This is a genomic window from Faecalibacterium sp. 9 (assembly GCF_048320955.1).
GTDB classification, from domain to species: Bacteria; Bacillota; Clostridia; order Oscillospirales; family Ruminococcaceae; genus Faecalibacterium; species Faecalibacterium wellingii.
Map to the genome: position 1 here is coordinate 68,845 of NZ_JBLWGB010000001.1, position 24,153 is coordinate 92,997.

At 58.4% G+C, this 24,153-nt stretch carries 21 protein-coding genes and 2 riboswitches; of the genes, 7 read left to right on the forward strand and 14 right to left on the reverse strand.

Translation table 11 applies throughout. The features are described from left to right. Window positions 1–62: 62 nt before the first annotated feature. From ACKXF9_RS00335 to ACKXF9_RS00350, 4 genes are all read right to left on the reverse strand, one after another. The gene (locus ACKXF9_RS00335) at window positions 63–989 is read right to left on the reverse strand and encodes a dihydroorotate dehydrogenase (RefSeq protein WP_005944201.1); all 927 of its coding nucleotides are present in this window, start codon (window positions 987–989) and stop codon (window positions 63–65) included. After that, the gene (locus ACKXF9_RS00340; RefSeq protein WP_349935853.1) at window positions 989–1,762 is read right to left on the reverse strand and encodes a dihydroorotate dehydrogenase electron transfer subunit; all 774 of its coding nucleotides are present in this window, start codon (window positions 1,760–1,762) and stop codon (window positions 989–991) included. Before ACKXF9_RS00340 ends, ACKXF9_RS00335 begins: the two co-directional genes overlap by 1 nt. Continuing rightward, window positions 1,743–2,609: an orotidine-5'-phosphate decarboxylase gene (gene pyrF / locus ACKXF9_RS00345; RefSeq protein ID WP_249237348.1), complete on the reverse strand. Its 867-nt coding sequence runs from the start codon at window positions 2,607–2,609 to the stop codon at window positions 1,743–1,745. Before pyrF ends, ACKXF9_RS00340 begins: the two co-directional genes overlap by 20 nt. Before the next feature lie 64 nt (window positions 2,610–2,673). Then, entirely contained in the window at window positions 2,674–3,864 is a 1,191-nt protein-coding gene (locus ACKXF9_RS00350; RefSeq protein WP_418264961.1) for a dihydroorotase, read from the reverse strand. A 493-nt stretch (window positions 3,865–4,357) separates the two neighbouring features. On the opposite strand from ACKXF9_RS00350, the gene epsC reads away from it, so the two are divergent. Next, the gene (gene epsC / locus ACKXF9_RS00355; RefSeq protein ID WP_097774358.1) at window positions 4,358–5,029 is read left to right on the forward strand and encodes a serine O-acetyltransferase EpsC; all 672 of its coding nucleotides are present in this window, start codon (window positions 4,358–4,360) and stop codon (window positions 5,027–5,029) included. Window positions 5,030–5,331: 302 nt separating this feature from the next. Here epsC and ACKXF9_RS00360 read toward each other — a convergent pair whose 3' ends face one another. The 7 genes from ACKXF9_RS00360 to ACKXF9_RS00390 all read right to left on the reverse strand — a co-directional run bounded on the left by ACKXF9_RS00360 (window position 5,332) and on the right by ACKXF9_RS00390 (window position 12,888). Continuing rightward, window positions 5,332–5,766 carry a DUF3842 family protein gene (locus ACKXF9_RS00360; protein ID WP_418265859.1) on the reverse strand — a complete coding sequence of 145 codons (435 nt, stop codon included), beginning with the start codon at window positions 5,764–5,766 and terminating at the stop codon, window positions 5,332–5,334. Between the two features lie 8 nt (window positions 5,767–5,774). Further along, window positions 5,775–7,163 carry a Sapep family Mn(2+)-dependent dipeptidase gene (locus tag ACKXF9_RS00365; protein WP_418264962.1) on the reverse strand — a complete coding sequence of 463 codons (1,389 nt, stop codon included), beginning with the start codon at window positions 7,161–7,163 and terminating at the stop codon, window positions 5,775–5,777. Between the two features lie 129 nt (window positions 7,164–7,292). Beyond that, window positions 7,293–7,778, reverse strand: a complete 486-nt coding sequence (locus ACKXF9_RS00370) for a COG2426 family protein (protein WP_418264963.1) — start codon at window positions 7,776–7,778, stop codon at window positions 7,293–7,295. 50 nt (window positions 7,779–7,828) lie between these two features. Beyond that, window positions 7,829–8,581 (reverse strand): exodeoxyribonuclease III, encoded by a 753-nt coding sequence (locus ACKXF9_RS00375; RefSeq protein WP_249237352.1) that lies wholly within the window; start codon window positions 8,579–8,581, stop codon window positions 7,829–7,831. A gap of 16 nt (window positions 8,582–8,597) precedes the next feature. Continuing rightward, window positions 8,598–9,974, reverse strand: coding sequence for an MATE family efflux transporter (locus ACKXF9_RS00380; RefSeq protein WP_418264964.1), 1,377 nt, complete (start codon window positions 9,972–9,974; stop codon window positions 8,598–8,600). Window positions 9,975–11,035: 1,061 nt separating this feature from the next. Beyond that, a complete protein-coding gene (locus ACKXF9_RS00385; RefSeq protein ID WP_418264965.1) occupies window positions 11,036–12,310 on the reverse strand; it encodes a bifunctional folylpolyglutamate synthase/dihydrofolate synthase in 1,275 nt (424 codons plus the stop codon). A gap of 65 nt (window positions 12,311–12,375) precedes the next feature. Further along, on the reverse strand, window positions 12,376–12,888 hold the full coding sequence (locus ACKXF9_RS00390; protein WP_418264966.1) for a folate family ECF transporter S component: 513 nt from the start codon (window positions 12,886–12,888) through the stop codon (window positions 12,376–12,378). A 155-nt stretch (window positions 12,889–13,043) separates the two neighbouring features. Continuing rightward, window positions 13,044–13,139, reverse strand: a riboswitch (THF riboswitch). 202 nt (window positions 13,140–13,341) lie between these two features. On the opposite strand from ACKXF9_RS00390, the gene ACKXF9_RS00395 reads away from it, so the two are divergent. Both ACKXF9_RS00395 and ACKXF9_RS00400 read left to right on the forward strand, forming a co-directional pair. Further along, the gene (locus tag ACKXF9_RS00395; RefSeq protein WP_418264967.1) at window positions 13,342–15,033 is read left to right on the forward strand and encodes a M3 family oligoendopeptidase; all 1,692 of its coding nucleotides are present in this window, start codon (window positions 13,342–13,344) and stop codon (window positions 15,031–15,033) included. Window positions 15,034–15,183: 150 nt separating this feature from the next. Next, entirely contained in the window at window positions 15,184–15,858 is a 675-nt protein-coding gene (locus tag ACKXF9_RS00400; RefSeq protein WP_418264968.1) for a hypothetical protein, read from the forward strand. Between the two features lie 87 nt (window positions 15,859–15,945). Here the strand turns inward: ACKXF9_RS00400 and uxaC are convergent, their stop codons facing one another. Further along, entirely contained in the window at window positions 15,946–17,379 is a 1,434-nt protein-coding gene (gene uxaC, locus ACKXF9_RS00405; protein WP_339395085.1) for a glucuronate isomerase, read from the reverse strand. A gap of 326 nt (window positions 17,380–17,705) precedes the next feature. Here uxaC and ACKXF9_RS00410 point away from each other — a divergent pair, with 326 nt between their 5' ends. The 4 genes from ACKXF9_RS00410 (at window position 17,706) to ACKXF9_RS00425 (ending at window position 22,044) form a co-directional block, all read left to right on the forward strand. Beyond that, window positions 17,706–19,220 carry a tagaturonate reductase gene (locus ACKXF9_RS00410; RefSeq protein ID WP_418264969.1) on the forward strand — a complete coding sequence of 505 codons (1,515 nt, stop codon included), beginning with the start codon at window positions 17,706–17,708 and terminating at the stop codon, window positions 19,218–19,220. A 206-nt stretch (window positions 19,221–19,426) separates the two neighbouring features. Beyond that, window positions 19,427–20,917 carry a UxaA family hydrolase gene (locus ACKXF9_RS00415; RefSeq protein WP_005944146.1) on the forward strand — a complete coding sequence of 497 codons (1,491 nt, stop codon included), beginning with the start codon at window positions 19,427–19,429 and terminating at the stop codon, window positions 20,915–20,917. Window positions 20,918–20,994: 77 nt separating this feature from the next. After that, window positions 20,995–21,159 carry a hypothetical protein gene (locus ACKXF9_RS00420; protein WP_291014039.1) on the forward strand — a complete coding sequence of 55 codons (165 nt, stop codon included), beginning with the start codon at window positions 20,995–20,997 and terminating at the stop codon, window positions 21,157–21,159. 3 nt (window positions 21,160–21,162) lie between these two features. Further along, complete coding sequence (locus ACKXF9_RS00425; protein WP_348584930.1) at window positions 21,163–22,044, forward strand: aldose epimerase; 882 nt, start codon at window positions 21,163–21,165, stop codon at window positions 22,042–22,044. Between the two features lie 84 nt (window positions 22,045–22,128). On the opposite strand, the gene ACKXF9_RS00430 is transcribed toward ACKXF9_RS00425, so the two are convergent. Beyond that, window positions 22,129–22,644, reverse strand: coding sequence for a hypothetical protein (locus tag ACKXF9_RS00430; protein WP_418264970.1), 516 nt, complete (start codon window positions 22,642–22,644; stop codon window positions 22,129–22,131). A gap of 144 nt (window positions 22,645–22,788) precedes the next feature. Further along, on the reverse strand, window positions 22,789–23,646 hold the full coding sequence (locus ACKXF9_RS00435; protein ID WP_418264971.1) for a zinc ribbon domain-containing protein: 858 nt from the start codon (window positions 23,644–23,646) through the stop codon (window positions 22,789–22,791). Between the two features lie 318 nt (window positions 23,647–23,964). Next, window positions 23,965–24,079, forward strand: a riboswitch (FMN riboswitch). Window positions 24,080–24,153: the final 74 nt, after the last annotated feature.

Genomic DNA, 24,153 nt, shown 5'->3' on the forward strand with positions numbered 1-24,153 from the left:
TTTATGCAGCAACTTTGTTTTTATGCGTATAAATCAGGATTTATGCTGGTATATCAATTGGATTATTCAGCATTCCGGGCACATCCGCGGATCTCGTCCAGCGTTTTCACGCCGTTCTTGTCCATCCATGCGGCCATCTCGTCCGCAATGGTCTCCATAGCGCGGGGGTTGGCAAAGTTTGCGGCACCCACCTGCACCGCCGCAGCACCGGCCATGATGAACTCCAGTGCGTCACGGCCCGTGGCGATGCCGCCCAGACCCACCACCGGGATGTTCACAGCGCCCACGGCCTGCCATACCATGCGCAGGGCGATGGGCCGCACCGCCGGGCCGGACAGGCCCGCAAAGATGTTGTTGAACACCGGGCGGCGCTTTTCCAGATCGATGGCGCAGGCCTGGAAGGTGTTGGTCAGGCTGATGGCATCCGCACCGGCGGCTTCCACAGCCTTGCACATCTCGGGAATGTTCTCGGCCTGCGGGCTCAGCTTGACCATCAGGGGCTTTTTGCAGGCAGCGCGCACCATGCGCACCACCTCACCGGCAGCCTCGGCCTTGACGCCGTAGGCCATGCCGCCCACCTTGACGTTGGGGCAGGAGATGTTCAGCTCCACGATGTCCACTGCGCTGTCGCTCAGCATCGCGGCACCTTCCACGTACTCTTCCTCGCTGTGGCCGCCAAGGTTGGCGATGGCCACCGTGCCGTACTTCTGCTTCAGTTCCAGCATCTCGGGCAGCTCCACGTCAATGAAGTGCTGCACGCCGGGGTTCTGCAGGCCGATGCTGTTGATGAGGCCGGAGGGGGTCTCCCACAGGCGCTCGCCCTTGTTGCCGTACTGGCCGTGCAGGGTCAGACCCTTGCCGGAGATGCCGCCGATCTTGGCAAAGTCTGCCAGCTCTTCGTACTCCACGCCGTAGCCCACGGTGCCGGATGCACCGATGACCGGGCTGTTCATCACAAAACCCAGCAGGTTGGTTTTCAGGTCAGCCATCAGAAGAACACCTCCGTTGCATCAAATACCGGGCCGTTCTTGCACACGCTCTTGCCCTCGCCGCTCTTGGTCTCGCAGGTGCAGCCAAGGCAGGCACCGATGCCGCAGGCCATCTTCTTTTCCATGCTCACAAAGCAGGGGGTGCCCTTTTCGGCACACAGGCGGGCGGCGTTCTTCATCATGACCGTGGGGCCGCACACCAGCACCACATCGTAGTCGGCGGGGTCGTACAGCTGGGTGACAAAGCCGTGGAAGCCCACCGCGCCGGTGTCGGTGGACACCTTGACGAGGTTTGCGATCTCGCGGTACTCCTCCATGCAGTAGGGGGCATCCCGGAAGCCGAAGAACACATCCGGCTTCACGCCTGCTGCTGCCAGTTCGCGGGTGAGCTGGAACATGGGCGCAGTGCCGATGCCGCCGCCCACCACAGCGATCTTTTTGTACTTGCTCAGGATGTCCGGCACGTCAAAGCCGTTGCCCATAGGGCCGGTGAGCTGGAAGGTATCCTTCATTTTGAGCTGCGCGATCTTTTCCGTGCCCTCGCCCACCACCTGATACAGAAACTCGATGGTGCTGCTGTCCGGGTTCCAGCGGTGCACGCTGATGGGCCGGGACAGGAAGGGGGCTTCATCTGCGCCCCATGCACGCAGGGTAAAGAACTGGCCTGCGTGGGGTGCGTGGTCGCGATCCGGCCAGACCACCGTCAGCAGACGGATGTCCGGGGCAATGACCTCATTGCGCAGAACAGTGGCTTCACAGCAGGCTGCACGCATGAGCAATGGCCTCCTTCATATTCACGCATTCGTTGTAAGCGGCTTCGTCAAAGGCAGTGCCCGGCTGCTTTTTGTAGGCCAGCAGGATGCCGCGGCTGGAGTTGACCACGCCGCCGTTGCCCTTGGTAAGATACTGGGCAATATCCTCGGCCTTGCCGCCCTGTGCACCGTAGCCGGGGATCAGGAAGAAGCTGTCCTGATACTTTGCACGGATCTCGGTGGCCTCCTCGATGTGGGTGCCGCCGATGACCAGACCAATGGAGGAGTAGCCGTGCTCGCCCATGTAGTCCTTGCCCAGAGCGTTCAGCTTGTCGCCCACCAGATCGTAGACGTGACGGCCGTCGGCCAGCTTCTCATACTCAAAGTCCTTGGCACCGCCGTTGGAGGTGCGGCAGAGCACGAACATGCCCTTGCCCTGCTTTTCGGCGTAGGGCAGGTAGGGGCTGATGGAGTCCAGACCCATATAGGGTGCCAGCGTGACGAAATCGCTCTCGAAATCACCGGTAAAGTGACCCATGGCGTACATCTCGGCGGTCTTGGCAATGTCGCCGCGCTTGATGTCGGCGATCACCGGCACACCTGCCTCGCGCACCGCCTTCAGGGTGTCGGCGTAGGCCTTCATGCCCTCAAGACCCAGAGACTCGTAGTAAGCGATCTGCACCTTGTAGCAGCCTGCCACGGCCTTGGTGGCGTCAATGAGCTTCTTGTTGAAGCGCACGATGTTTTCGCCGCGGGACAGGGTGCTGTCCACAAAATCGGCGGGCAGGTAGCTGAAGTCGGTGTCCAGACCCACGCACACCGGGCCGCGGGCTTCCACAGCTTCGTACAGTTTGTCCATGTTCGTCATTTGGGTGTTCCTCCTGTTTGCTTTCTTATCTATTTTATATCATATTATTTTGTGAAACATTTTCTCAGTTCTCTGCCTGATAGGTCAGCTTGCCGCCCTTGATGGTGGCGCAGACCTTGCCAAACAGCTGGGCACCGTCGAACGGGGTGTTGTGAGATTTGGAGTGCAGCTTGTCCTTGTCCACGGTGTAGGGGGTATCCAGATCCACCAGCACAAAGTCCGCGTCGTAGCCCGGTTCCAGCTGACCCTTGGCAAGGCCCAGGATCTCGGCGGGGCGAGTGCTCATCAGATGCACCAGCACTTCCAGCGGCAGGCCTTCCTGCTTGCAGAGCTTGGTGTAGCAGACGCCGAAAGCGGTCTCGCTGCCCACCATACCGGCCATGCCCTTCAGCTTGTCCTCTTCGGAGTGGGGCGCGTGGTCGGTGGCAATGGCATCCACGATGCCGGTGCGGATGCCGTCCACCAGCGCCTGCACATCGTCGGCCGTGCGGATGGGCGGGTTCACACGGTAATCGCAGGTATCATTGGTGAACCACAGGTGGTGCGGGGTCACCTCGCAGGTGACGGGTGCACCCCGCAGCTTTGCCATCTGGATGGCATCCAGCGCACCGCGGGTGGACACGTGGCACATGTGCAGCTTGGTCTGGTAGTATTCGCTCAGCCAGCAGTTGCGCACCGTCTCGATGTCCTCAGCCAGACGGTAGTCCCACGGGCTGATCTCCATATCCTCGGCGTGGCTCATCACGGTGATATCCTTCTGGGTGCAGATGGCGAAAGCCTTTGCCATGGTGGCATTGTCCTGCACGCCGTGGCCGTCCTCGGTGATGAACTTCACACCGGCAGGCAGGGTCTTGAGGTGGTCGATGCTCACACCGTCAAAATTCTCGGTGATGGAGACGGTCTGGTTCACATCGCACAGGCCCATCTCGGCGGCTTTCTGCTCCACCATCATGGCCTGTGCCGCAGAAGAGCAGACCGGCTTTGTGTTGGGCATCAGGTTCACGAAGGTGTAACCGCCGGCGGCTGCGGCGCGGCTGCCGGTCTCGATGTCCTCCTTGTACTCAAAGCCCGGGGTGCGCCAGTGGCAGTGCAGGTCCACAAAGGCGGGCAGCACGGTCAGCCCGCCGGCATCAATGACCGTTTCGTTCTCCCCGGCCAGCGCCTCCAGCTCCTGACCCACAGCAGCGATTCTGCCGTCCTTTACAAAAATCTCAAGCGGTCTTCCTTCGGTGTTCACAGCATTTACAAGCAGCATCGCAGTTCCCTCCTGATTTGCGTTTGTCTGGTTCGGCTTTCCGGCTTACGGGCAAAAAAAAACTTTTCCCCGCAAAGGGAAAAGCTCATTCTACAAAAAAAGGAAACAACGAACCCACGGCAAAACCGGATGCGAACTGCTTGTTCAGTTTGGTGCACATCGCGCTTTTCTGCATGGTGCTGTCTCCTTTTATAAGTCTGGAATCTTTTCATAATATTTTAGCATAGAAGCGCGAAATGTGTCAATGCTTCCGCATATATTTTGTTGCAAAAAGGTTTGCCGCTTCCCTCCCGGAATTTTAGCTACTCTACCCAAAAGCAGTTTTTCCCTGCCAGATTCCGGGTTAGTCGCATCAATTCCTAGCATATTGCTGTACATTCCCGTCCGGGTGTGCTATTATAATATGGTCAAAAGAGTCAGAGGCTGTTTTCATGGCAGAGGCGTGATTTTTTCAGAGCAGCTTCATCGGAATCAGGAAAGAGAGGGTTTTCCCATGGGTTTGTTGGAGGACGCGCGGAACATCCAGCGCAAGGACCCCGCTGCACGCAACGTGCTGGAGGTCATTTTGCTGTATCCGGGCTTTCACATTCTGGTGTATCACCGCATTGCGCACTGGCTGTACCGGCACAAGCGCTTTTTCCTTGCCCGCTGGGTCAGCCAGCACGGACGCCGCCGCACCGGCATCGAGATCCACCCCGGTGCCACCATCGGCAGATGCCTGTTCATCGATCACGGCATGGGCATCGTGTTCGGTGAGACCTGTGAGATCGGGGACAACTGCACCATCTACCACGGTGTCACTCTGGGCGGCACCGGCAAGGACACCGGCAAGCGCCACCCCACTCTGGGCAACAACGTGCTGATCGGTGCAGGCACCAAGGTCCTTGGCCCGGTGTATATCGGGGACAACTCCCGCATCGGCGCAGGCAGCGTGGTGCTGCGCAATCTGCCCGCCAACTGCACCGCCGTGGGCGTGCCCGCCGAAGTGGTGCGCATCAACAACAAGGCCGTGAACCCGGCGGACGATCTGGACCAGCAGGATCTGCCGGATATCGTAGCCCAGCGCCTGACCGATCTGGACCGCCGCCTCGGCGCACTGGAAAACGCTGCGCAGGGCGATACCCCGCCCACGGCAGCGCAGATCGCCGCACGGCAGAAGTCATAACGATTCAGAATGCCCTCCGCTTGCGCTCTGGGCATCTTCAGCGGAAAAATATCTTATAGCAACAGCGGACAGCCTGCGGGCTGTCCGCTGTTGCATTTTCACGGAAAGGGTCCAAGAGGGAAACTTGATCTGTCTGTGCTCGTTTCCTGCGGAAACAGCCGCACAGCCGGGAAACAGGCCACTTCTTCATTGCGCCCGCTCCGGTGAAAAAGCAAGTCGGAAAATCCCGCAGGATTTTCCGACTTGCAACTAAAAAATATAAATTCCTTGAATCATGCCCAGAGCGAGAGCGGAGGGCATTTTCAATAAACCCTTTTTCCGCAGCCTTCCCCGGCACAGAGGGCTTTCACCTTCTGCACCGCAGCGGCCACCAGATCGCTGATGGGCTGCTCCGGCACACCCACGATATAGTTTTCGCAGTGGTTCACCGGGATGAGCACCCGCGTCGCATGGCTCTGGCACACGGCCGTGGCCATGGCGGGGGTGATCTCGCCCAGCAGTGCGTCCGAAATGACGATGCCGATGGGCCCCACGATGATATCCGCGCTGCGGCAGTTCACCGCCACTGCATTTTCACCGGTGGCGGCACGCGGGGCACCGGCCTTGCGCATGGCGTTTGCCGCCAGACTGTTGGTGCCCACCGCAGTGAGCCGGATCTCCGGGCACTGCGTGCTCAGGGCTGCCACCAGCTGTTTGCCAAGGCCCCCGCCCTGCCCATCGATGACGAGCACATTCATCGGCTGCATCAGAAGTCGATTTCCTCAAGGCGCAGCAGCGCGATGATATAGATCTTTACGGCTTCCAGCAGCTTGTCAATGGGTGCAGCTTCGTTTGCACCGTGCATCGGGCCGCCGAACTCCGGCAGCGGCAGGTCCACATGCTCGGGGCCGAAGCTGACAGCATAGGGGAAGTGGCGGGCATAGGTGCCGCCGCCCATGGTGAAGGGCTTGGCGTTCTCGCCGGTCACTTCGTTGTAGGTGTTGATGCAGGCCAGGATGGCGGGGCTGTCGGCTTCAATATAGAAGGGCTCGGCAGCGGTCACATCGCGCAGCTCAGCGCCGTCGCCCAGTGCGGCACGGATCTGCTCGGTCATCTTTTTGCCGTTGGTGCAGGTGGGGAAGCGGCTGTCCATAGTCTGGAAAATGCGGCCATCTTCCATGTAGATGCGGCCGCCGATCACGGTCAGCGGGCCAAAGGGGCCGTCGGCGCAGTTGATGCCCAGACCCTCACCGGCGGTGGAAGCGTGCAGCTTGCGCACAGCCTCCAGATAGGTGCGCTCGGTCTCATTGCACAGGCCGTTGTCCAGCAGGTAGTTCACCACCAGACCAATGGCGTTCACGGTGCCCTGCGGCATGGCTGCGTGGCCGGACTTGCCCCAGCCGCGGATGCGCACGCCGTCGCCTTCCGGTTCCAGCGTGATGTTGGGGGCATTCTTCAGCTTGGAGATGTCGGTCTTGACCAGTGCACTTGCACGGTCGGGCACGGCGTTGTTTGCCACGCCGCCCTCGATCTCCACGATGACGCCGTTGCACACCGGGCTGACGATCTTGGCACCGAACAGGCCCTTCTCGCCGTTGCACACCGGGAACTCGGCATCCGGGGTGAAGCAGAAGGCCGGAGCCGGGTAGTTTTTGAGGTAGTAGTCCACATCCTGCATGTGGGTCTCCTCGTTGGTGCCTGCCAGTGCGCGGATGGGGTAGCGCAGCTCATAGCCCTGCTCCTTGAGGAACTTCAGGGCATACAGGGTAGCCACCATGGGGCCCTTATCGTCGGCAACGCCGCGGCCCAGCAGCCAGCCGTCCTGAATGCGCATGGTGAAGGGGTCGGCCGTCCAGCCGTTGCCCACGGGCACCACGTCCACATGGCAGATGGTCGCCAGATACTTTTCAGGGTCCTTGCCGGCCAGCTCTGCATAGCCGATGTAGTTCTCGCAGTTGCGGGTGGCAAGGCCCATGCCTGCAGCCAGCTCCAGCGTCTTGTCCAGTGCGGCGCGGGGGCCTGCGCCATAGGGTGCGCCCTCTTCCGGGGTGCCCTCCACGCTGTTGACAGCCACCAGTGCGGCGATATCCTTCAGCAGCTGTTCCTTGTTTTGCGCAATATATGCGTCGATTTTCTGATTCAGTGCCTGATCCATGATCTTATCGTTCCTTTCCGTCCGGCAGCTTTGCGCCGCCGGTTCCAAAACACTTTTTTATTTTAGCATACTCGGCGGCAAAATACCATTGTCAATTGTTGTTCTTTGCCGGAACGCAGTCTTTTTTCCTCAGCCCACCGAGAACAGGGTGCTCAGCGCACCCAGCAGGCCCGCGCTGGCCAGACCCATGATGATGCCCGCCAGCAGCACGCCGCCCATGCAGGCCTTGACCACGTCCTTGAACTTCATATCCAGGATCGAGCCCGCCAGCGTCCCGGTCCACGCGCCGGTGCCCGGCAGCGGGATACCCACGAACAGCAGCAGCGCCACCACAAGGCCGCGGCCCGCCTTGGCTTCCAGTGCGCGGCCGCCTTTTTCGCCTTTGACGATGCAGAACTTGCAGATGGGCCCGATGAGGGGCTTATGGTAGCCCCAGATCAGGAATTTGCGTGCAAACAGATAGATGAACGGCACCGGGATCATGTTGCCCACCACGCACACCAGATAGGTGGGCAGGATGGGCAGGCCCATGCCAAGCCCGATGGGGATGGCACCGCGCAGTTCAATGAGCGGCACCATGGAAACGAAAAATACCAGCAGATAGCCTTTGAGCATAGAATCTCCTTTTCCCTGCTCTTTCCGGGAGAGCAGGCGTTTTTTACAGGTTACAGGTCAATGTCCAGCTCCACCGGGCAGTGGTCCGAGCCGAAGATCTCGTTGTGGATCTCTGCCGCCCGGATCCTGTCGGCGATGCGGCGGGATACGATAAAGTAGTCGATGCGCCAGCCCGCGTTCTTTTCCCGGGCATGGAAGCGGTAGCTCCACCAGCTGTACTTCACCTCGTCCGGGTGCAGCACACGGAAGCTGTCGGCAAAGCCGGCATCCAGCAGCTCGGTCATTTTTCCGCGTTCCTGATCGGTGAAACCTGCGCTCATGCGGTTGGTCTTTGCATTTTTGATGTCGATCTCCGTATGGGCCACGTTCAGGTCCCCGCACAGGATCACCGGTTTTTTCGCATCCAGCGCCAGCAGGTAGGCGCGGAAGGCGTTCTCCCATTCCATGCGGTAGTCCAGACGCTTCAGCCCGTCCTGACTGTTGGGGGTGTAGCAGTTCACCAGCCAGAACGCCGGGTATTCCAGCGTCAGCACCCGGCCCTCGTGGTCGTGCTCCTCGATGCCGATGCCGGTGGTCACGGCCAGCGGCTGCTCACGGCACCAGCAGGCCGTGCCGGAGTAGCCCTTTTTCTCTGCGGAATAGGTGTACTCCGTGTAGCCCTCCGGGGCAAAATCTGCCTGTCCCGGCTGCATCTTGGTCTCCTGCACCGAAAAGATATCGGCATCCAGCTGCGCAAAGCTCTCGGCAAAGCCGTGGGTCAGGCAGGCGCGCAGACCGTTGACATTCCAGCTGATCAGTTTCATGCTGTACTCCTTTATGTTATGCGTGATATTTGTTCTTCCATACACCGCTGCGGAAGCGGATGACAAAGCAGGTGACACGGCACATCCAGTCGATGATCATGGCGATCCACACGCCCACGGCACCCCAGCCCATCCGCACGCAGAGCAGATAGCTGAAGCCAAGCCGCCACACGGCCATGCTCAGAATGGACACGAGCATGGTGAATTTCACATCATTGGCGGCGCGCAGTGCGTTGGGCAGCACAAAGGACAGGGTCCACAGCAGGATGGCAAAGCCCGCGTGGATGCGCACCAGCGTCTCGGAAAGCACCATCGTCTCCCCGGACAGCGCATAGATGCCGATGAGCTTATGCAAAAACAGCAGGATGGCACCGTTGGAAAGGCCCATTGCAATGTAGGACCACAGGGAGAGCTTGCGGGTGTAGTAGACCGCCTGCTCGCTGTCTCCCGCGCCCACACAGCGGCCCACCACCGTGATCATGGCAAGGCTGAGGGCCTTGCCGGGGATGACGCCCATGCCGTCCAGATTGTTTGCCACCGCGTTGGCCGCGATCTGCACCGTACCGAAGGTGGAGATCATGCTCACCACCAGAATGCGTCCGGCCTCGAACAGGCTGTTCTCGAATGCAGAGGGGATGCCGATGCCCAGAATGCGCCGGGTCATCCTTGCGTCCAGACGGGTGGTCTTGGGCACCGTGAGGGCGTTGCCCTTCTGGTAGCATCTGCGCAGGATGAGGAACGCCGCCACCACGCGGGACACCACGCTGGGCCATGCAACGCCGTCCACGCCCATTTTCAGGCCGAAGATGCACACTGCATTGCCCACGATATTGATAACGTTCATCAAAAGGCTGATCTGCATGGAGATTTTAGAGTTGCCCATGCTGCGGAACAGTGCCGCGCCGCCGTTATACAGTGCCAGAAACGGATAGCTGATGGCGATGATGCGCAGGTACAGCACGCTGGCGTCCAGCACATCGGCATCAATGGCACCGTAAAACAGCCGGATCATGGGCCGGGCCAGAACAAAGCAGAATGCGCCCACCAGCAGCCCGAACAGACCGCTGAGCAGGATCAGCTGGCCGGAGCTCTCGTTGGCGCCCTTCTGCTCCCGTGCGCCCAGAAACTGGCTCACCACCACCGCGCCGCCGGTGGCCAGTGCCGCAAACAGCACGATGATAAGGTTGTTGATCATGTCCACAAGGCTGACGCCCGAAATAGCCGCCTCGCCGCAGCGGGACACCATCATGGTATCGGCCATGCCGACGGTCACTTCCAGCAGCTGCTCCACCAGCAGCGGGCCGGTCAGCAGCAGCAGTTCCTTTTGTGTGAACAGCGGCTTCCGCCCTCCGAAGAGCGGCTTTTTTGTTCCGCTCACCGTCTGATTTTCCATTGATATGCTCCTTTCCCCCGTGCCGGGCCTCTTTTCCCCCGCACGCCGTCTGCCGCACACAGGGCAGACTCCCCATTGAATGTATCCATCATAACACACAGGCCGACGCTTGTAAAGAACTGTCGTATCCTGTGTGTTTTTTGCGCGGCATCCGGGGTGTTTCTGCTGCTTTTGGGCTTGTTCGTCAGTTTGCCGGGAACTCTTCGTCAAATTTGTGCGTTCCTCCAAAAATGAGTTTTTTCGGACGTCTTTTGGTGAAAAATCAAAAAAAGGGCTTGTATTTTTATTTGAAAAGTGGTATGTTGTATCCAACAAAGCTGCAGTGTTGGATACATGAACTTCTCAGAGCGGTTTTTCGCTCATTATCGCGCTTTGTTCCTTATTTTTGCTATTTTCTTCATTTACCTTCTTATCATTTACCCTGCCTGCCCCGCAAGGGGCAAGAAAAGCGATGACTCAACCTGCACGAGTCACCGCTTTTTCTTTTTGTCTGTGCTATCGCAGGCCTAACCATTTAAATGCCCTCCGTTTCACTCTGGGCATTTTCAGCGGAAAAATATTTTTATATTTGCAAATCAGGAATGACTGCGGTCATTCCTGATTTGCTTTTTCACGGGAAGGGGCCGCGGCGAGTAGCTGCATCTGCTGGCGCTCGCTCCCCTGCGGGGAGCTGTCGCGCAGCGACTGAGGGGCCTTGAAATCGGCGCAACACAAAAAATCCTTTAGCGGAGCGACTTGGATTTTTTGTATGGAGCCCAACAGCTTTGGGGTCTGAAAGGGGCGTGCAGCCCCTTTCTCGTTGCGGGGTGGGTGGAGTCCAGAGGCAGGGAGGGGGGACTCGAAACACCCCTCCCTGCCTCTGGCCCAGCGGAGCGTCACCGACGGAGAAGAATTTTATAAAAGCCCTTAAGCCTGTCCCACGCGACCGCTCTCTGCACAAGAAGCAACTTTTTCCGTGAAAAAGCAACTCCGGAAGATCCGCAGATCTTCCGGAGTTGCAAATATTAAAAATAATTTTTCCGCTGATGATGGCGCAGCGCACGCGGAGCCATTTTAAATCGTCAGTCCTTCACAAGTTCCGCAAATGCGTTCCGCACATCACCGGAGAAGTACAGCGTTCCCAGCGCGCACACCGGGCCTTCACCGCCCAGCTCCACCGCCCGGGCCACGCCTGCTTCGATGGAGTCGGCCGCTTCTGCCCTGCAGCCATAGGCCCGGATGTGTTCTGCCAGCACCTCGGCGGGCATTGCCCGGGGCGTGTGTGCCGTCACCGTGACGAACCGCACAGCCAGCGGAGCCAGCAGGCTCAGCATCTGGTCCACATCCTTGTCTGCCATAATGCTGACCAGAAAAACAAACTTCTGCCCCGGGAAACGGTCTTTCAGGCTCTGCACCGTGGCCCGCATTCCATGGGCATTGTGGCTGCCGTCCAGCAGGAAGGCGGGCGCGTACCGCAGCAGCTCGAACCGGCCCGGCCAGCTGACCGTTTCCAGACCTGTGCGGATGGCGCTTTCCGGAATGTTCCAGCCATGGGCGCGCATCACCCGCAGAGCCGTGACCGCCAGCGCCGCATTCCGGGGCTGGTAGCTGCCGATCAGGGGCAGGTGCACATCGGTCAGGCCGTCAAAGTCGAACTCCACAGCGTCAAGGCTGCCGCCCTCGTATTTCAGCCTGCTGAAATCCACCTCGGTCAGCTCGGCGTGCTTTTCCGCTGCCACGCGGCGGATCACGGCGTCCGCTTCCGGCACACCGCCATAGCTCACCACCGGACAACCTTCCTTGATGATCCCCGCCTTGGCGGCAGCGATGTCCCCAAGGGTGGGGCCAAGCTCCTTCACATGATCCATGCCCAGTGCCGTGATGACTGCGCATTCCGGGGCATCAATGACGTTGGTGGAATCCAGCGTGCCGCCAAGGCCCACCTCCAGCACCACGATCTCACATTTCTGCTGGGCAAAATAGAGCATCCCCAGCGCCGTGATGATCTCAAACTCGGTGGGTACATCCTCCATGGTGTCGGCGGCAGGCTTTACCTGCTCCACCAGTCTCACCAGCTCTTCATCCGGGATCTGCACTCCGTTGACCTGAATGCGCTCGTTGAAGCGGTTGATGAAGGGCGAGGTGTACAGGCCCACCCGATAGCCTGCGGCCTGCAGGCAGGACGCCATCATGGCGGCGGTGCTCCCCTTGCCGTTGGTGCCTGCAACATGCACGAATCTGAGCTGTTTGTGCGGGTCGCCCAGTGCGGCCAGCAGGGTGCGGGTACGTGTCAGGCCGGGCTTGTGGCCGGCCCACTGGACGGCGTGGATGTATTCCATTGCCTGTTCGTAATTCATTGTAATGCCTCTTTTCGAGATCACTATTTTAGACGAATTTTTATTTTTGCGGATACGGAAAGCTTTTATTTCTTCACCATCTTCATCAGGGCACGGTTTTCCAGCAGGATGCGCAGCAGCACGGTGTTCACCGCAGCCAGGATCAGTGCATTGGGGATGCGCACGGCCAGCGTTGCCCACGGGTAGCCGTAGAAGATGCGCAGTGCCAGCGAGGTGATGACCATGGAACCCACAAAGTGTCCCAGCAGCACGCTGATCTGCAGCCGCAGGCCGGTGCGCAGCCCGGGCAGCTTCTGCCATGCAAGCCCCGCCACCAGACCAACGGCACCTGCGCCCAGCGTGATGAGCGGGTTGATGGCGTAGCCTGCCAGCACGCCGCCGATCATATCGGCCACAGCGCCCACGGCAAAGCCTGCTCCCGGGCCGAACAGCAGCGCTGCCAGCAGCACCGGCAGGCTGCCCAGATTGAACCGCACAAAGCCGGTGGAGATGCTCAGCACCCGGCTGAACACGATGCTCATTGCCACCAGCAGGGCCAGCATGGTGAGCGTACGGACGGAATTTTTCGAGTTGTTCATATCAACTGTCCTCCTTGCAAAAGGAATACCGGGTGGGCGGTCTGCACAAACAAAAACGCCCTCCCTGTGACAAACCGCACAAAGGAGGGCGTGAATCCAACAACTTTCACTTCCGGGCGGGACGCAAGCCGTCTCGCCTGCACCCAAGTCCATGCAGCAGCGGGATGCAGACCATGCACCGCGGGTACACCTTCGTCCACAGCACAACTCCCCGTTGATGCGGCACTTAACGCACATGGTCTTACTCTGTTGATGGCTTTATTATAGTCTTTTTTCTGCGGCCTTGCAACCATATCAATGGATAACTTTGCTAAAACACAGCACCAATTTTTAGCAGTTGTGCATAGCATCTGCCGGGTTTTGGCCTGTATCCTCTTTTCATTTGCCGCATAACGTGGTAAGATGAGTTTAACCTTAAATATGGAGTTTTCTCCCGGAAAGGAATGTTTCCCGATGAAATTCAACGAAATGACCTATACCCGCCCGGACATCGATGCCCTGCTGGCCCGGTGCAGGGAGCTGGCCGCAAAGGCCGCTGCCGCACCGGACGGCGATGCCCTTGTCCGGCTCTACTATGAGCAGAGCGAAGCCTTTGCAGAGTACAACACCGCCGCGAACCTCGCCAACATCCACTACACCTGCGACACCCGCGACGCTTACTGGAAGGCCGAGCAGGACTTCTTTGATGCCAACGGCCCCGCCGTGACCAACGCCAGCGTGGAGATCAGCCGGGCATTTCTGGCAAATCCCCATGTGGATGCCCTGACCGAAAAATTCGGCACCACCTGCGTGGCCGGCATGAAGAACGCCGTCCTCAGCATGGACGACCGTACCGTGGAGCTGCAGCAGCAGTTCAATGCTCTGGTGAGCCGCTACCAGCAGATCTACGGCGGCGCACTGGTGGAGCTGGACGGCAAACAGCTCACCATCCCCCAGCTGGGCCCCTACAAAGAAGATCTGGACCCCGCTGTGCGCCGTGCCGCCTACGAAGCCGAGGCCGGTTACTTTGACGCCCACCGTGCCGAGCTGGACGAGCTGTACGGTCAGATCGTCCAGAACCTGAATGCACAGGCCCGGGTGATGGGCTATCACGACTACAGCGAGCTCTCCTACGTCCGCATGAACCGCATCGGCTACGGCCCGGAGGAGATCCGGAAATTCCGCGATCAGGTCGCAAACGATGTGGTGCCTCAGCTGCAGAAGGTGATGGCCCTGCGCGCAAAGCGCACCGGCATCGCCCATCCCGCCTTTACCGACCTGCCCATTCTGTTCCGGGACGGCAACCCCAAGCCCATCCCCGGCTACAAGGCCCGCATGGATGCCGCCCGCACCATGTACCACGAGCTGAGCCCCGAGACCTCCGAGTTCATCGACTTTATGCAGGACAACGAGCTGTTCGATGTGGAGAGCCGCCCCGGCAAGATGTCCGGCGGCTATATGACCAGCCTGCCCAGCTACAAGGCCCCCTTCATCTTTGCCAACTGGAACGATACCTCCGGCGATGTGGACGTGCTGACCCACGAATGCGGCCATGCCTTTGAGGGCTATGTAGCCGAGCGTGACCCCGCCATCCCCGCCGATCTGGAATGCCCCGGCATGGAGAGTGCAGAGATCCACTCCATGGCCATGGAGTTCCTCACTGCGCCGTGGCATCATCTGCTCTTCGGCCGGGATACCGACAAATACGCCCTGCTGCACGCCGAGGACAGCTTCGTGTTCCTTGCCTACGGCTGCGAGGTGGACGAGTTCCAGCACATCATGTACCAGAATCCGGACCTGACCCCCGATGAACGCAATGCCGAGTGGCTCAAGCTGGAAAAGAAATACCGCCCGTGGATCGATTTTGACAATCTGCCCTTCTATGGCCGGGGCGCAGGCTGGCAGCGCCAGCTGCACATTTATGAGTGCCCCTTCTATTATATCGACTACTGCCTGTCCACCATGGCCGCGCTGCAGTTCTTCCTGCTGAGCCTGACCGACCACAAGGATGCATGGGCGCGCTATCTGCGCCTTGTGCGCCGCGCCGGTACGGCCAGCTATACCGAGCTGCTGGAGACTGCCGGGCTGAAAGTTCCCTTTGAGGAGGGCAGCATCAAGGGCATCGCCCAGCAGATGACCGACTGGCTGGAAAACCATCAGGTGTAAGAAGCCGTTTTCATCCGCACTGCACACCATCTGAACGGTCGTTCTGATGCATCTGAAGGGCGATTCATGCCGTTTTGCTGTCAGAGGCCGTAAAATCTGGTATGCTCTGGACAGAGAAAAAGCATTTCTGTGAAGCGAAAGGAGATCCTTATGAAACTGACCGGACTGTTCAAGCGCGGTGCCGCCTGCCTGTGCACCGCCGCCATCCTGATGGGCGGCGTCTCTGCCTTTGCCCTGAGCCCTGCTCTTCCGGACGAGCCTGCCCCGGCAGAGCTTTCAGTGACCAATGCGGTGTCGGAGGCGCAGCTGCGCTCTGCCCTGTCCAAGTTCACTGTCACCTATGACAGCGAGGCCGAGGGCTGGCAGATCGATTCTCCCTACGAGGAGGCCAGCATGGAAAAGGCCTCCTGCGGTCTGTACCCCTACCTGTTCGTTACCAACGATGATCCCACCGTGTATCTCAGTCTGGGCATGACCTACTTCGGCGATAAAAAGCTGGACATGAAATCTGTTCGGGTAGAGACCGAGGATAACTACTACGACTTTACCTGTGGTGAAGAGTTCATCGGCGGCTACGACAACGACCTCAAGGCATGGTTCGCCTATGAGCTGTTCGATATGGACGACGAGACCGGCTGGCTGAACGAGTGGCTTGCCGCCAAGAGCGTCACCGCCACCTTTACCGGCAGGGACGGCTCCACCAAGACCTACACCCTGACCAAGGACAACCTGCAGGCCATCCGGGACGTGCTGAACGTCTACGACACCCTGCTCGGTTCCGATGTTTCCACTGCGCGTGTCGTGCTGCGCAGCCTTGTAAAGTAAAGCTCTTCTGTTTACGCAAAAGCCCCCGGAACGGATCACCGTTCCGGGGGCTTTGTGTTATACCTTATTCAGGTTCAGGCACTTCTCTTACAGGTTGAAGTAGCGCTTTGCATTGTCAAAGCAGATGCCCTTGACGATCTTCTCCAGAGCCTTCTCGTCGTTGGGATACTCGCCATCCTCGACCCACTGGCCGATGATGTTGCACAGGATGCGGCGGAAGTAGTCATGACGGGTGTAGCTCAGGAAGCTGCGGCTGTCGGTCAGCATGCCAACGAAGTTGCCCAGCAGGCCCAGGCTTGCCAGACGGGTCATCTGCTCTTCCATGCCGATCTTGTGGTCGTTGAACCACCATGCGGAGCCGTGCTGGATCTTGCCCGGCACCTCGCTGTTCTGGAAGCAGCCCAGAATGGTGCCGATCTGTGCGTCGTCGGCGGGGTTCAGGCTGTAGATGATGGTCTTGGGGCACTCGTCGGTGTCGTTCAGGGCGCTCAGCAGGCTTGCAATCTCGCCGCCGCAGGTAGCGGTGTTGATCATATCATAGCCGGTGTCGGGTCCCAGCAGAGCGTTCATCTTGCGGTTCACACCGCGCAGGCAGTTGTAGTGGATCTGCATGGCAATGCCCAGACGGTGATACTGCTTGCCCAGATGGATCAGGATGTAGGTCTGGTACTTCTCAGCCTCTTCGGTGGTGCAGCTCTCGCCCTTCATCACCTTCTGGTAAATGGCGTTGACCTCTTCCTTAGTAGCCTCACGGTAGGGGATGTAATCCAGGCCGTGGTCGGAAGCGCGGCAGCCCATCTCGGCAAAGAACTCGATGCGCTTGGTCAGGGCATCGGTCACGCAGTCGATGCAGGCCAGCTTCTCCTTGCCCACAACAGCGGCCAGCTTGCCCATGTACTCTGCAAAGCCGGGCTTGTTGATGTTGATGGCCTTATCGGGACGGAAGGAAGGAGCCACGGTGAACTTGATGGTGGGATCTTCCTTGATCTTCTTGTGCCAGTACAGATCATCGATGGGGTCATCGGTGGTGCCGATGAAGGCAACGTTGGACTGCTCGATCAGGCCGCGGACGGTCAGCTTGGGATCATGCTGCAGCTTGTCGTTGCACAGGTTCCAGACTTCCTCAGCGGTATCGCCGTTCAGCACGCCCTCGTAGCCGAAGAACACATGCAGCTCCAGATTGGTCCAGTGGTACATCGGGTTGCCGATGGCCATGGGCAGAGCCTCTGCAAACTTCTGGAAGCGCTCGCGGTCAGGCTTATCACCGGTGATGTACTCTTCGGGCACACCGTTGGAACGCATCACGCGCCACTTATAATGGTCGCCGAAGTAGCTGCCGTCCGGGTTGCGGCCGCCCAGCCACACCTGAGCGATGTTCTCAAAGCGGCGGTTCTCGTAGATCTCACGGGGAGGGATGTGGCAGTGGTAGTCGCAGATAGGCATATCCGCAGCGTAGTCGTGGTACAGATGCTGCGCAGTGGCAGACTGGAGCATGAAGTCCTTATCCATAAATGCTTTCATGGGTCGATAACTCCTTTTTCTGATCGATGTTTGTTAGAAAATAGTCAAACGTTGTGTACAACGGGACACCCGCCTGCACGGGCAAACTCGTCTTACTTTTAGTATAGCGGAAAATTTGCATGTATACAACTGAAAAAGTGACAAATTTTCTAGCACACAATTGTGCTTTTCGCTGGAAATGCCCCAAAATGGCACCTTTGGGCTAAAAATATTGCACAAAGCCCTTGACTTATTTGTATACAACAGCATAAAATAGGGTAAGGAGCAGAGAGCAGATAAAGAGGCTCTCTGATAAGCAAAGCAAGTTTATAAAGGAGATCAACAAGATGGAAACTTTGAACTACAAGGTTCTGGAAGGCACCGGCTACAACGGCTACATCCTGAAGGATGCACCCGTCAAGGTCATGCAGTTTGGCGAGGGCAACTTCCTGCGTGCTTTCGTGGATTACTTCTATGACATCGCAAACGAGAAGGCCGGCTACAACGGCAAGGTCAAGCTGGTGCAGCCCATCAGCAACTTCCCCCAGATGGCAGACTGGATCAACGAGCAGGAGGGCCTGTACACCCTGTACCTGCGCGGCAGCGAGAAGGGCCAGAAGGTCGATGCAAAGCGCGTGATCTCCTGCGTGTCCGACTGTGTGTGCCCCTACATCGATGGCAAGTGGGACGAAGTGCTGGCTCTGGCACGTTCTGCCGACCTGGAGACCATTGTTTCCAACACCACTGAGGCCGGCATCGCCTACACGCAGGGCGACAGCCAGTTCGATCAGGTTCCTCCCAACAGCTTCCCCGCAAAGCTGACCCGCGTGCTGTTCGAGCGCTACAAGGCATTCAACGGTGCTGCTGACAAGGGTCTGACCATCCTGTCCTGCGAGCTGATCGACAACAACGGCAAAGAGCTGAAGAAGTGCTGCAACAACTACGCAAAGGACTGGAATCTGGAGCCTGCTTTCATCGACTGGATGAACAACGCCAACACCTTCTGCTCCACTCTGGTGGACCGCATCGTTCCGGGCCGCATCCGCGATCCCAAGGAACTGGCTGCCATGGAAGAGGCCAACGGCTACCATGATGCCGCTCTGGACGTGGGCGAAGTGTTCGGCGTGTGGGTCATCGAGGGTCCCGCAGAGCTGGAGAACAAGCTGCCGTTCAAGAAGGCCGGCGTCAACGTCATGGTCGTGCCTGACGTCACCCCCTACAAGAAGCGCAAGGTCCGCATCCTGAACGGTGCCCACACCGGCTTCGTTCTGGGCGCATATCTGGCAGGCTTTGACATCGTCCGTGACTGCATGCACAACGACACCATCCGCGGCTTCATGAACAAGATGCTGCACGAGGAGATCATCCCCACCCTGCCGCTGGACAAGAAGGATCTGGAAGAGTTTGCCTCCGCTGTTGAGGACCGCTTCAACAACCCCTTCGTCAACCATGAGCTGATGAGCATCTCCCTGAACTCCACCTCCAAGTGGAAGGCCCGCAACATGCCTTCCTTCCTGGCTTACATCGAGGAGCAGAAGCAGCTGCCCAAGTGCCTGACCATGTCTCTGGCAGCCTACATTGCCTTCTATTCCAGCGACATTCAGGAGCGTACCGCTGACGGCCTGATCTGCAAGCGCCCCGCCGGCAACACCTACAAGATCCAGGATGACGCATGGGCTCTGGACTTCTACTATGCACACAAGGACGACACCGCAGCCCAGCTGGTGCATGCTGTGCTGACCAACACCCAGATGTGGGATCAGGATCTGACCAAGATCGAGGGTCTGGAGGCCGCTGTTCTGGCAGACCTCGAGAAGATCCGCACCGAGGGTGCCGAGGCTGCTTACAAGAGCTGCCTGTAAGCCTGATCGTTTAAAAGAAACATTGCTTTGAGGTGTGAACCCTCTCAGTCCGCTTCGCGTCCAGCTCCCCCGAGGGGGGAGCTTTTGCGGAAACGTAAAGTTTTCATCGCAAAGACCTCGCCCTTCGGGAGAGGTGGCATCGCATGGCGATGACGGAGAGGGTTCATTCCCTTTTGTGCTTTTAATTGTCAACAAGGAGAACAACTATGCCGCAGGCAATTCATATCAGCCCCATCGACAACGTGGTCGTTGCTCTGCACCCCATTGCCAAGGGCACGCTGGTGGAAGTGGACGGTCTTTCCGTGACTGCTCTGGAGGACATTCCGCAGGGCCACAAGATGGCGGTCAAGCCCATCAAGAACGGCGAGAACGTCATCAAGTACGGCTTCCCCATCGGCCACGCCACCGCCGACGCCGCTCCCGGCAGCTGGATGCACACCCATAACGTGCACACCAACCTGTCCGGCGAGGTGGAGTACAGCTACAACCCCGCCCCGGATCTGGCTCCCCTGCCCAAGGTCGAGCCGGAGACCTTTATGGGCTTCCGCCGCAAGGACGGCCGCGCCGCCATCCGCAATGAGATCTGGATCATCCCCACCGTGGGCTGCGTCAACGACATCGCCAAGAAGATCGTTGCCGACAATCAGGATCTGGTCACCGGCTCCATCGAGGGCCTGTACACCTTCACCCATCCCTTCGGCTGCAGCCAGACCGGCCACGACCATGCACAGACCCGCAAGCTGCTGGCTGCGCTGGTGCGCCACCCCAATGCTGCCGCCGTTCTGGTGCTGCATCTGGGCTGCGAGAACCTGCAGCACGATCAGTTCGTGGAAGAGCTGGGCGAGTACGACCACGACCGTGTGAAGTTCCTCACCTGTCAGGAGGTGGACGACGAGTTCACCGCCGCCCGCGATATCCTCAAGGAGCTGGCCGCTTACGCCGGTCAGTTCAAGCGTGAGCCCATCCCCGTGTCCGATCTGGTGGTGGGCATGAAGTGCGGCGGCTCGGACGGCCTGTCCGGCATCACCGCCAACCCCACCATCGGCCGCTTCTCCGACATGATGGGCCAGCGCGGCGGTTCCACCGTGCTGACCGAGGTGCCCGAGATGTTCGGTGCCGAGGGCTTCCTGATGGATCGCTGCATCAACCATGACGTCTTTGTCAAGGCTGAGCACATGATCAACGGCTTCAAGGATTACTTCATCAGCCACAACGAGGTGGTCTACGATAACCCCTCTCCGGGCAACAAGCAGGGCGGCATCACCACGCTGGAGGACAAGAGCTGCGGCTGCGTCCAGAAGGGCGGCACTGCTCCCATCATGGATGTCATCGGCTACGGTGATCCCGTTGTCACCAAGGGCCTGAACATGCTGTACGGCCCCGGCAATGATCTGGTCTCCGCCACCGCCATGACCGCCGCAGGCGCACACCTGATCCTGTTCTCCACCGGCCGCGGCACTCCGTTCTCGGCCCCGGCTCCCACCCTGAAGATCTCCACCAACACTCCGCTGGCCCAGAAGAAATCCGGCTGGATCGACTTCAACACCGGCGTGATCGCAGATGGCGAAAAGACCATCGACGAGGCCGCAAAGGACCTGCTGGATCTGGTCATCCGCGTTGCAAGCGGTGAGCAGACCAAGGCCGAGAAGCACGGCTTCCGCGAGATCTCCATCTTCAAGGACGGTGTCGTTCTGTAATCGTTTCGAGGCTGCTGTATGGCACTTTGGCTGTACGGCAGCCTCTTTGTGCATGAAAACGGAAGGGATGTGTTTTTATGGCTATGACCACCCGTATGATGATCTATGCGTTCCTGCTTTACGGCGGCATTTTTGCCGCTATCGTGGCCGTTATTGCAAGGGTCATAAAATATCTCATCCGCTATGGCATTGATTATTATTTTGAAAAACTGGCACAGAGCCAGAAACATAAGGAGGACTGAACCATGAATCAGATCACCACCCGTTACGTCACCGAAAACGGTGCCTGCTACGAGCAGTATGTCATCACCGATGCCGAGGCAAAGACCGAGCTGGTCATCACCCCGGAGCGCGGCGGCATGATCACCGGCTTCTCGCTGAACGGCGAGGAATACATCTGGACCCGCCACCCCAATTTTTCCGAGTGCAACCGTCCCCGCTTCGGCGTGCCGGTGCTGTTCCCCAACTGCGGCCTGCCCGATAACGGCGTGCATATCTTCGACGGCAAGGCATACCCCATGGAGAACCACGGCTTTGCCGACCTGTGCGCATGGGATGTGGAGAGCGTCGGCCCGGACGGCGTGACCCTGATCCTGGAGTCCACCCCGCTGACCAAGTTCCTCTATCCCTTCGATTTCACCGTGCTGATGAATTATAACCTTGAGGGCAATACTGCCGCCATCAACATGACCGTGATCAACGAGGGCGATACCAACATGCCCTTCAGCTTCGGCTTCCACCCCTACTTCAAGGCTTCCAAGCTGGAAAACGTGGACTTTGACATCCATTGCGCCACCTGTTCCGAGAGCGCCAAGGGCGAACAGCCCGCTGCCCCGGAAAAGATCACCCTCACCCGCAAGGAAGGTGCCGACAACAGCGTGCGCCTGCTGACCGGCGTGCAGTTCCCCATGACCCTCACCGACAGCGGCAACGGCCACAAGGTGACTGTGGATGCCGACGACAGCTTCGACCACGCCGTGCTGTGGCAGCAGGATGCCGAGAGCTTCGTGTGCATGGAGCCCTGGAACGGCTGGGCCAACAGCGTCAACGAGGAAGGCCGGCACGAGGTGCTGGAGCCGGACGAGGCCATGACCGCCGATTGGAGCATCACCATCGAGAAGGTCTAAATTTTTACATTCCATGGCAAAACAGCCAGGCCCACGGGCCTGGCTGTTTTTGCTTTTTCATAATAGTCTTTCGCGTAAAAAGTGTCATCCTTTCGCCGGAATGACAAAGCTTTTGTTCTCCGCCGGGTCCCAGTAGAGCAATTCCACCCTGCCGCCCTGTGCCAGCAGTTTTTCCTTCGGCTCCTGCTTTTGCCAGCAGCGTTCCAGCAGCTTTTCCATATCAGCATCGGCAGACACCTTCTCCGGGCAGAGGGTACTGCCCTGCCATCTGCCATCGGCATACAGGCTCAGCACACCGGCATTGCCCGCCAGAATCGCGGCAACGTCCTTCTTCATGCGGTCGTAGTCATACTCCACCGCCTTGTACTGCCCATGCCACAGGCCGAAGAACACCGAAAACTCTCCGCCCAGTTCAACGAGCAGATTCTCTTCGTTGTGCGGATTCTTGACCACAAAGGCCACATCTTCGTTTTCCATGTAGTCGAAGTCCGGCTCCTCATTCGTGTGCACGGTCACATGCTGGCTGCTCAGCGCCGCAAGCAGGTCCTCCTGCACGGCACTGGTATCCGGGATCTCATCATAATTGATATTTGCGTTCATGGGATGCTCCTTTTCTCTGTGCTATTTGTGTTGTTATTTTTCACCAGACCGCACAGGCCTACTTATTTTCCTTCATATTGCCGGATCATTTTTATACGCTGTGTAACAGAATACATAAAACGGTTTACCCTACTTCACATTAGATCAATGCTTTTTGACTCTAACCATCGAACACACAACCTCGACACGATCCTTATTGTCCAAACTCAATTCAAGGTCATGGTCGATGATGGGCAGCTTGAACCGGACGGACTTCAGCCACTGTCCGTTAGGCTGGCGTTCCGGGTAGATCTGCACCTCATCGATCAAAATCTCCACTAGTCTGCGGCGTTCCGCCTCGGTCATGGTGGCATAGAGCTTGTCGAAGCAAATCAGGATCTTATAGATGTTGTCGCCTGTGATTTTATCGGCTTCAATGGTCTGCTTCTTTGCCCGGGCATCCATCAGTCCATTTTCCGCCTCTTCGATTTTATCGTACATCTTATAAAGGCGGTCGTCAAGGTCGGATTTTCGGGCGATAAAGTGCCGGTCGTCCGGGTCAAAGCTGTCGATTTCCTCCATAAGCCGGGATTTTGTGGAGTAGTGCTGCCGTAGCTGCTTCTCATAGGCGGCGATTTCCTGCTCAATGGCAGTGGTATCCACCTTCATATTGATCTTCTCTTGCATCATAGCGGCAAAGCGGGGATTGCTGACCAGCCTGGACACCACTTCAGCAACTGCCGCATCCAGCACTTCCTCCTGGATCTGCTTGCGGTAATCACACTTGTAGCCCCGCTGCATATTGCGGTGCTTGCAGCCGTAATAATAGAAGTCCTTGTACTTTGTCCCGTCCGGTCGCTTCTTGATGGACTTATTGCCATACATTTCCGCACCGCAGACCGGGCATTTCAGGATGTTGGACAGCAGATGCACCCGGTCTGTTTTGGGACGAGCTGCCAGCTCATACTTCTGTGCATTGGCTTTCATCTTGACCTGTGCAGTCTGCCATACTTCTTCCGACACCAGACCTTCATGCAGACCATGCCCATCCGCGCATCCTTCTGCCGCAGAACAGGTGCTTGCCGGAGCCTCTCGCAGCCCCTTTTCCGCATCAGCCGGAACCAAGGTGTAACACACTAGACTTTGCAAGCAAAGTCGTGTGCCAAAGGGCGCTGCTCTCGCCTGGCGACCCGCGCCCCTTTGGATTCTCCGTTCACATTGTCCTACGGACGATGTGATTTTATTGTTGTAGCGATTCGCTTCATCCCGGTTTCGTCCCGGTTTGCAGAATGCCCTTGCAATCCGAAAGGAGCCGTGCTATAATGCCGCTGTAATTGAATCAGAAATCTTCAGGGCAGGGTGCGATTCCCTACCGGTGGTACAGCCCACGAGCCGTAAGGCATGATTCGGTGAAACTCCGAAGCCGACAGTACAGTCTGGATGAAAGAAGATACCAAGCGCAGAGCCCGCACGGTTCGGCGCTTGTGGAGGCTGCTCTGGGATGCGTTTGCATTCTGGAGCTTTCTTTTT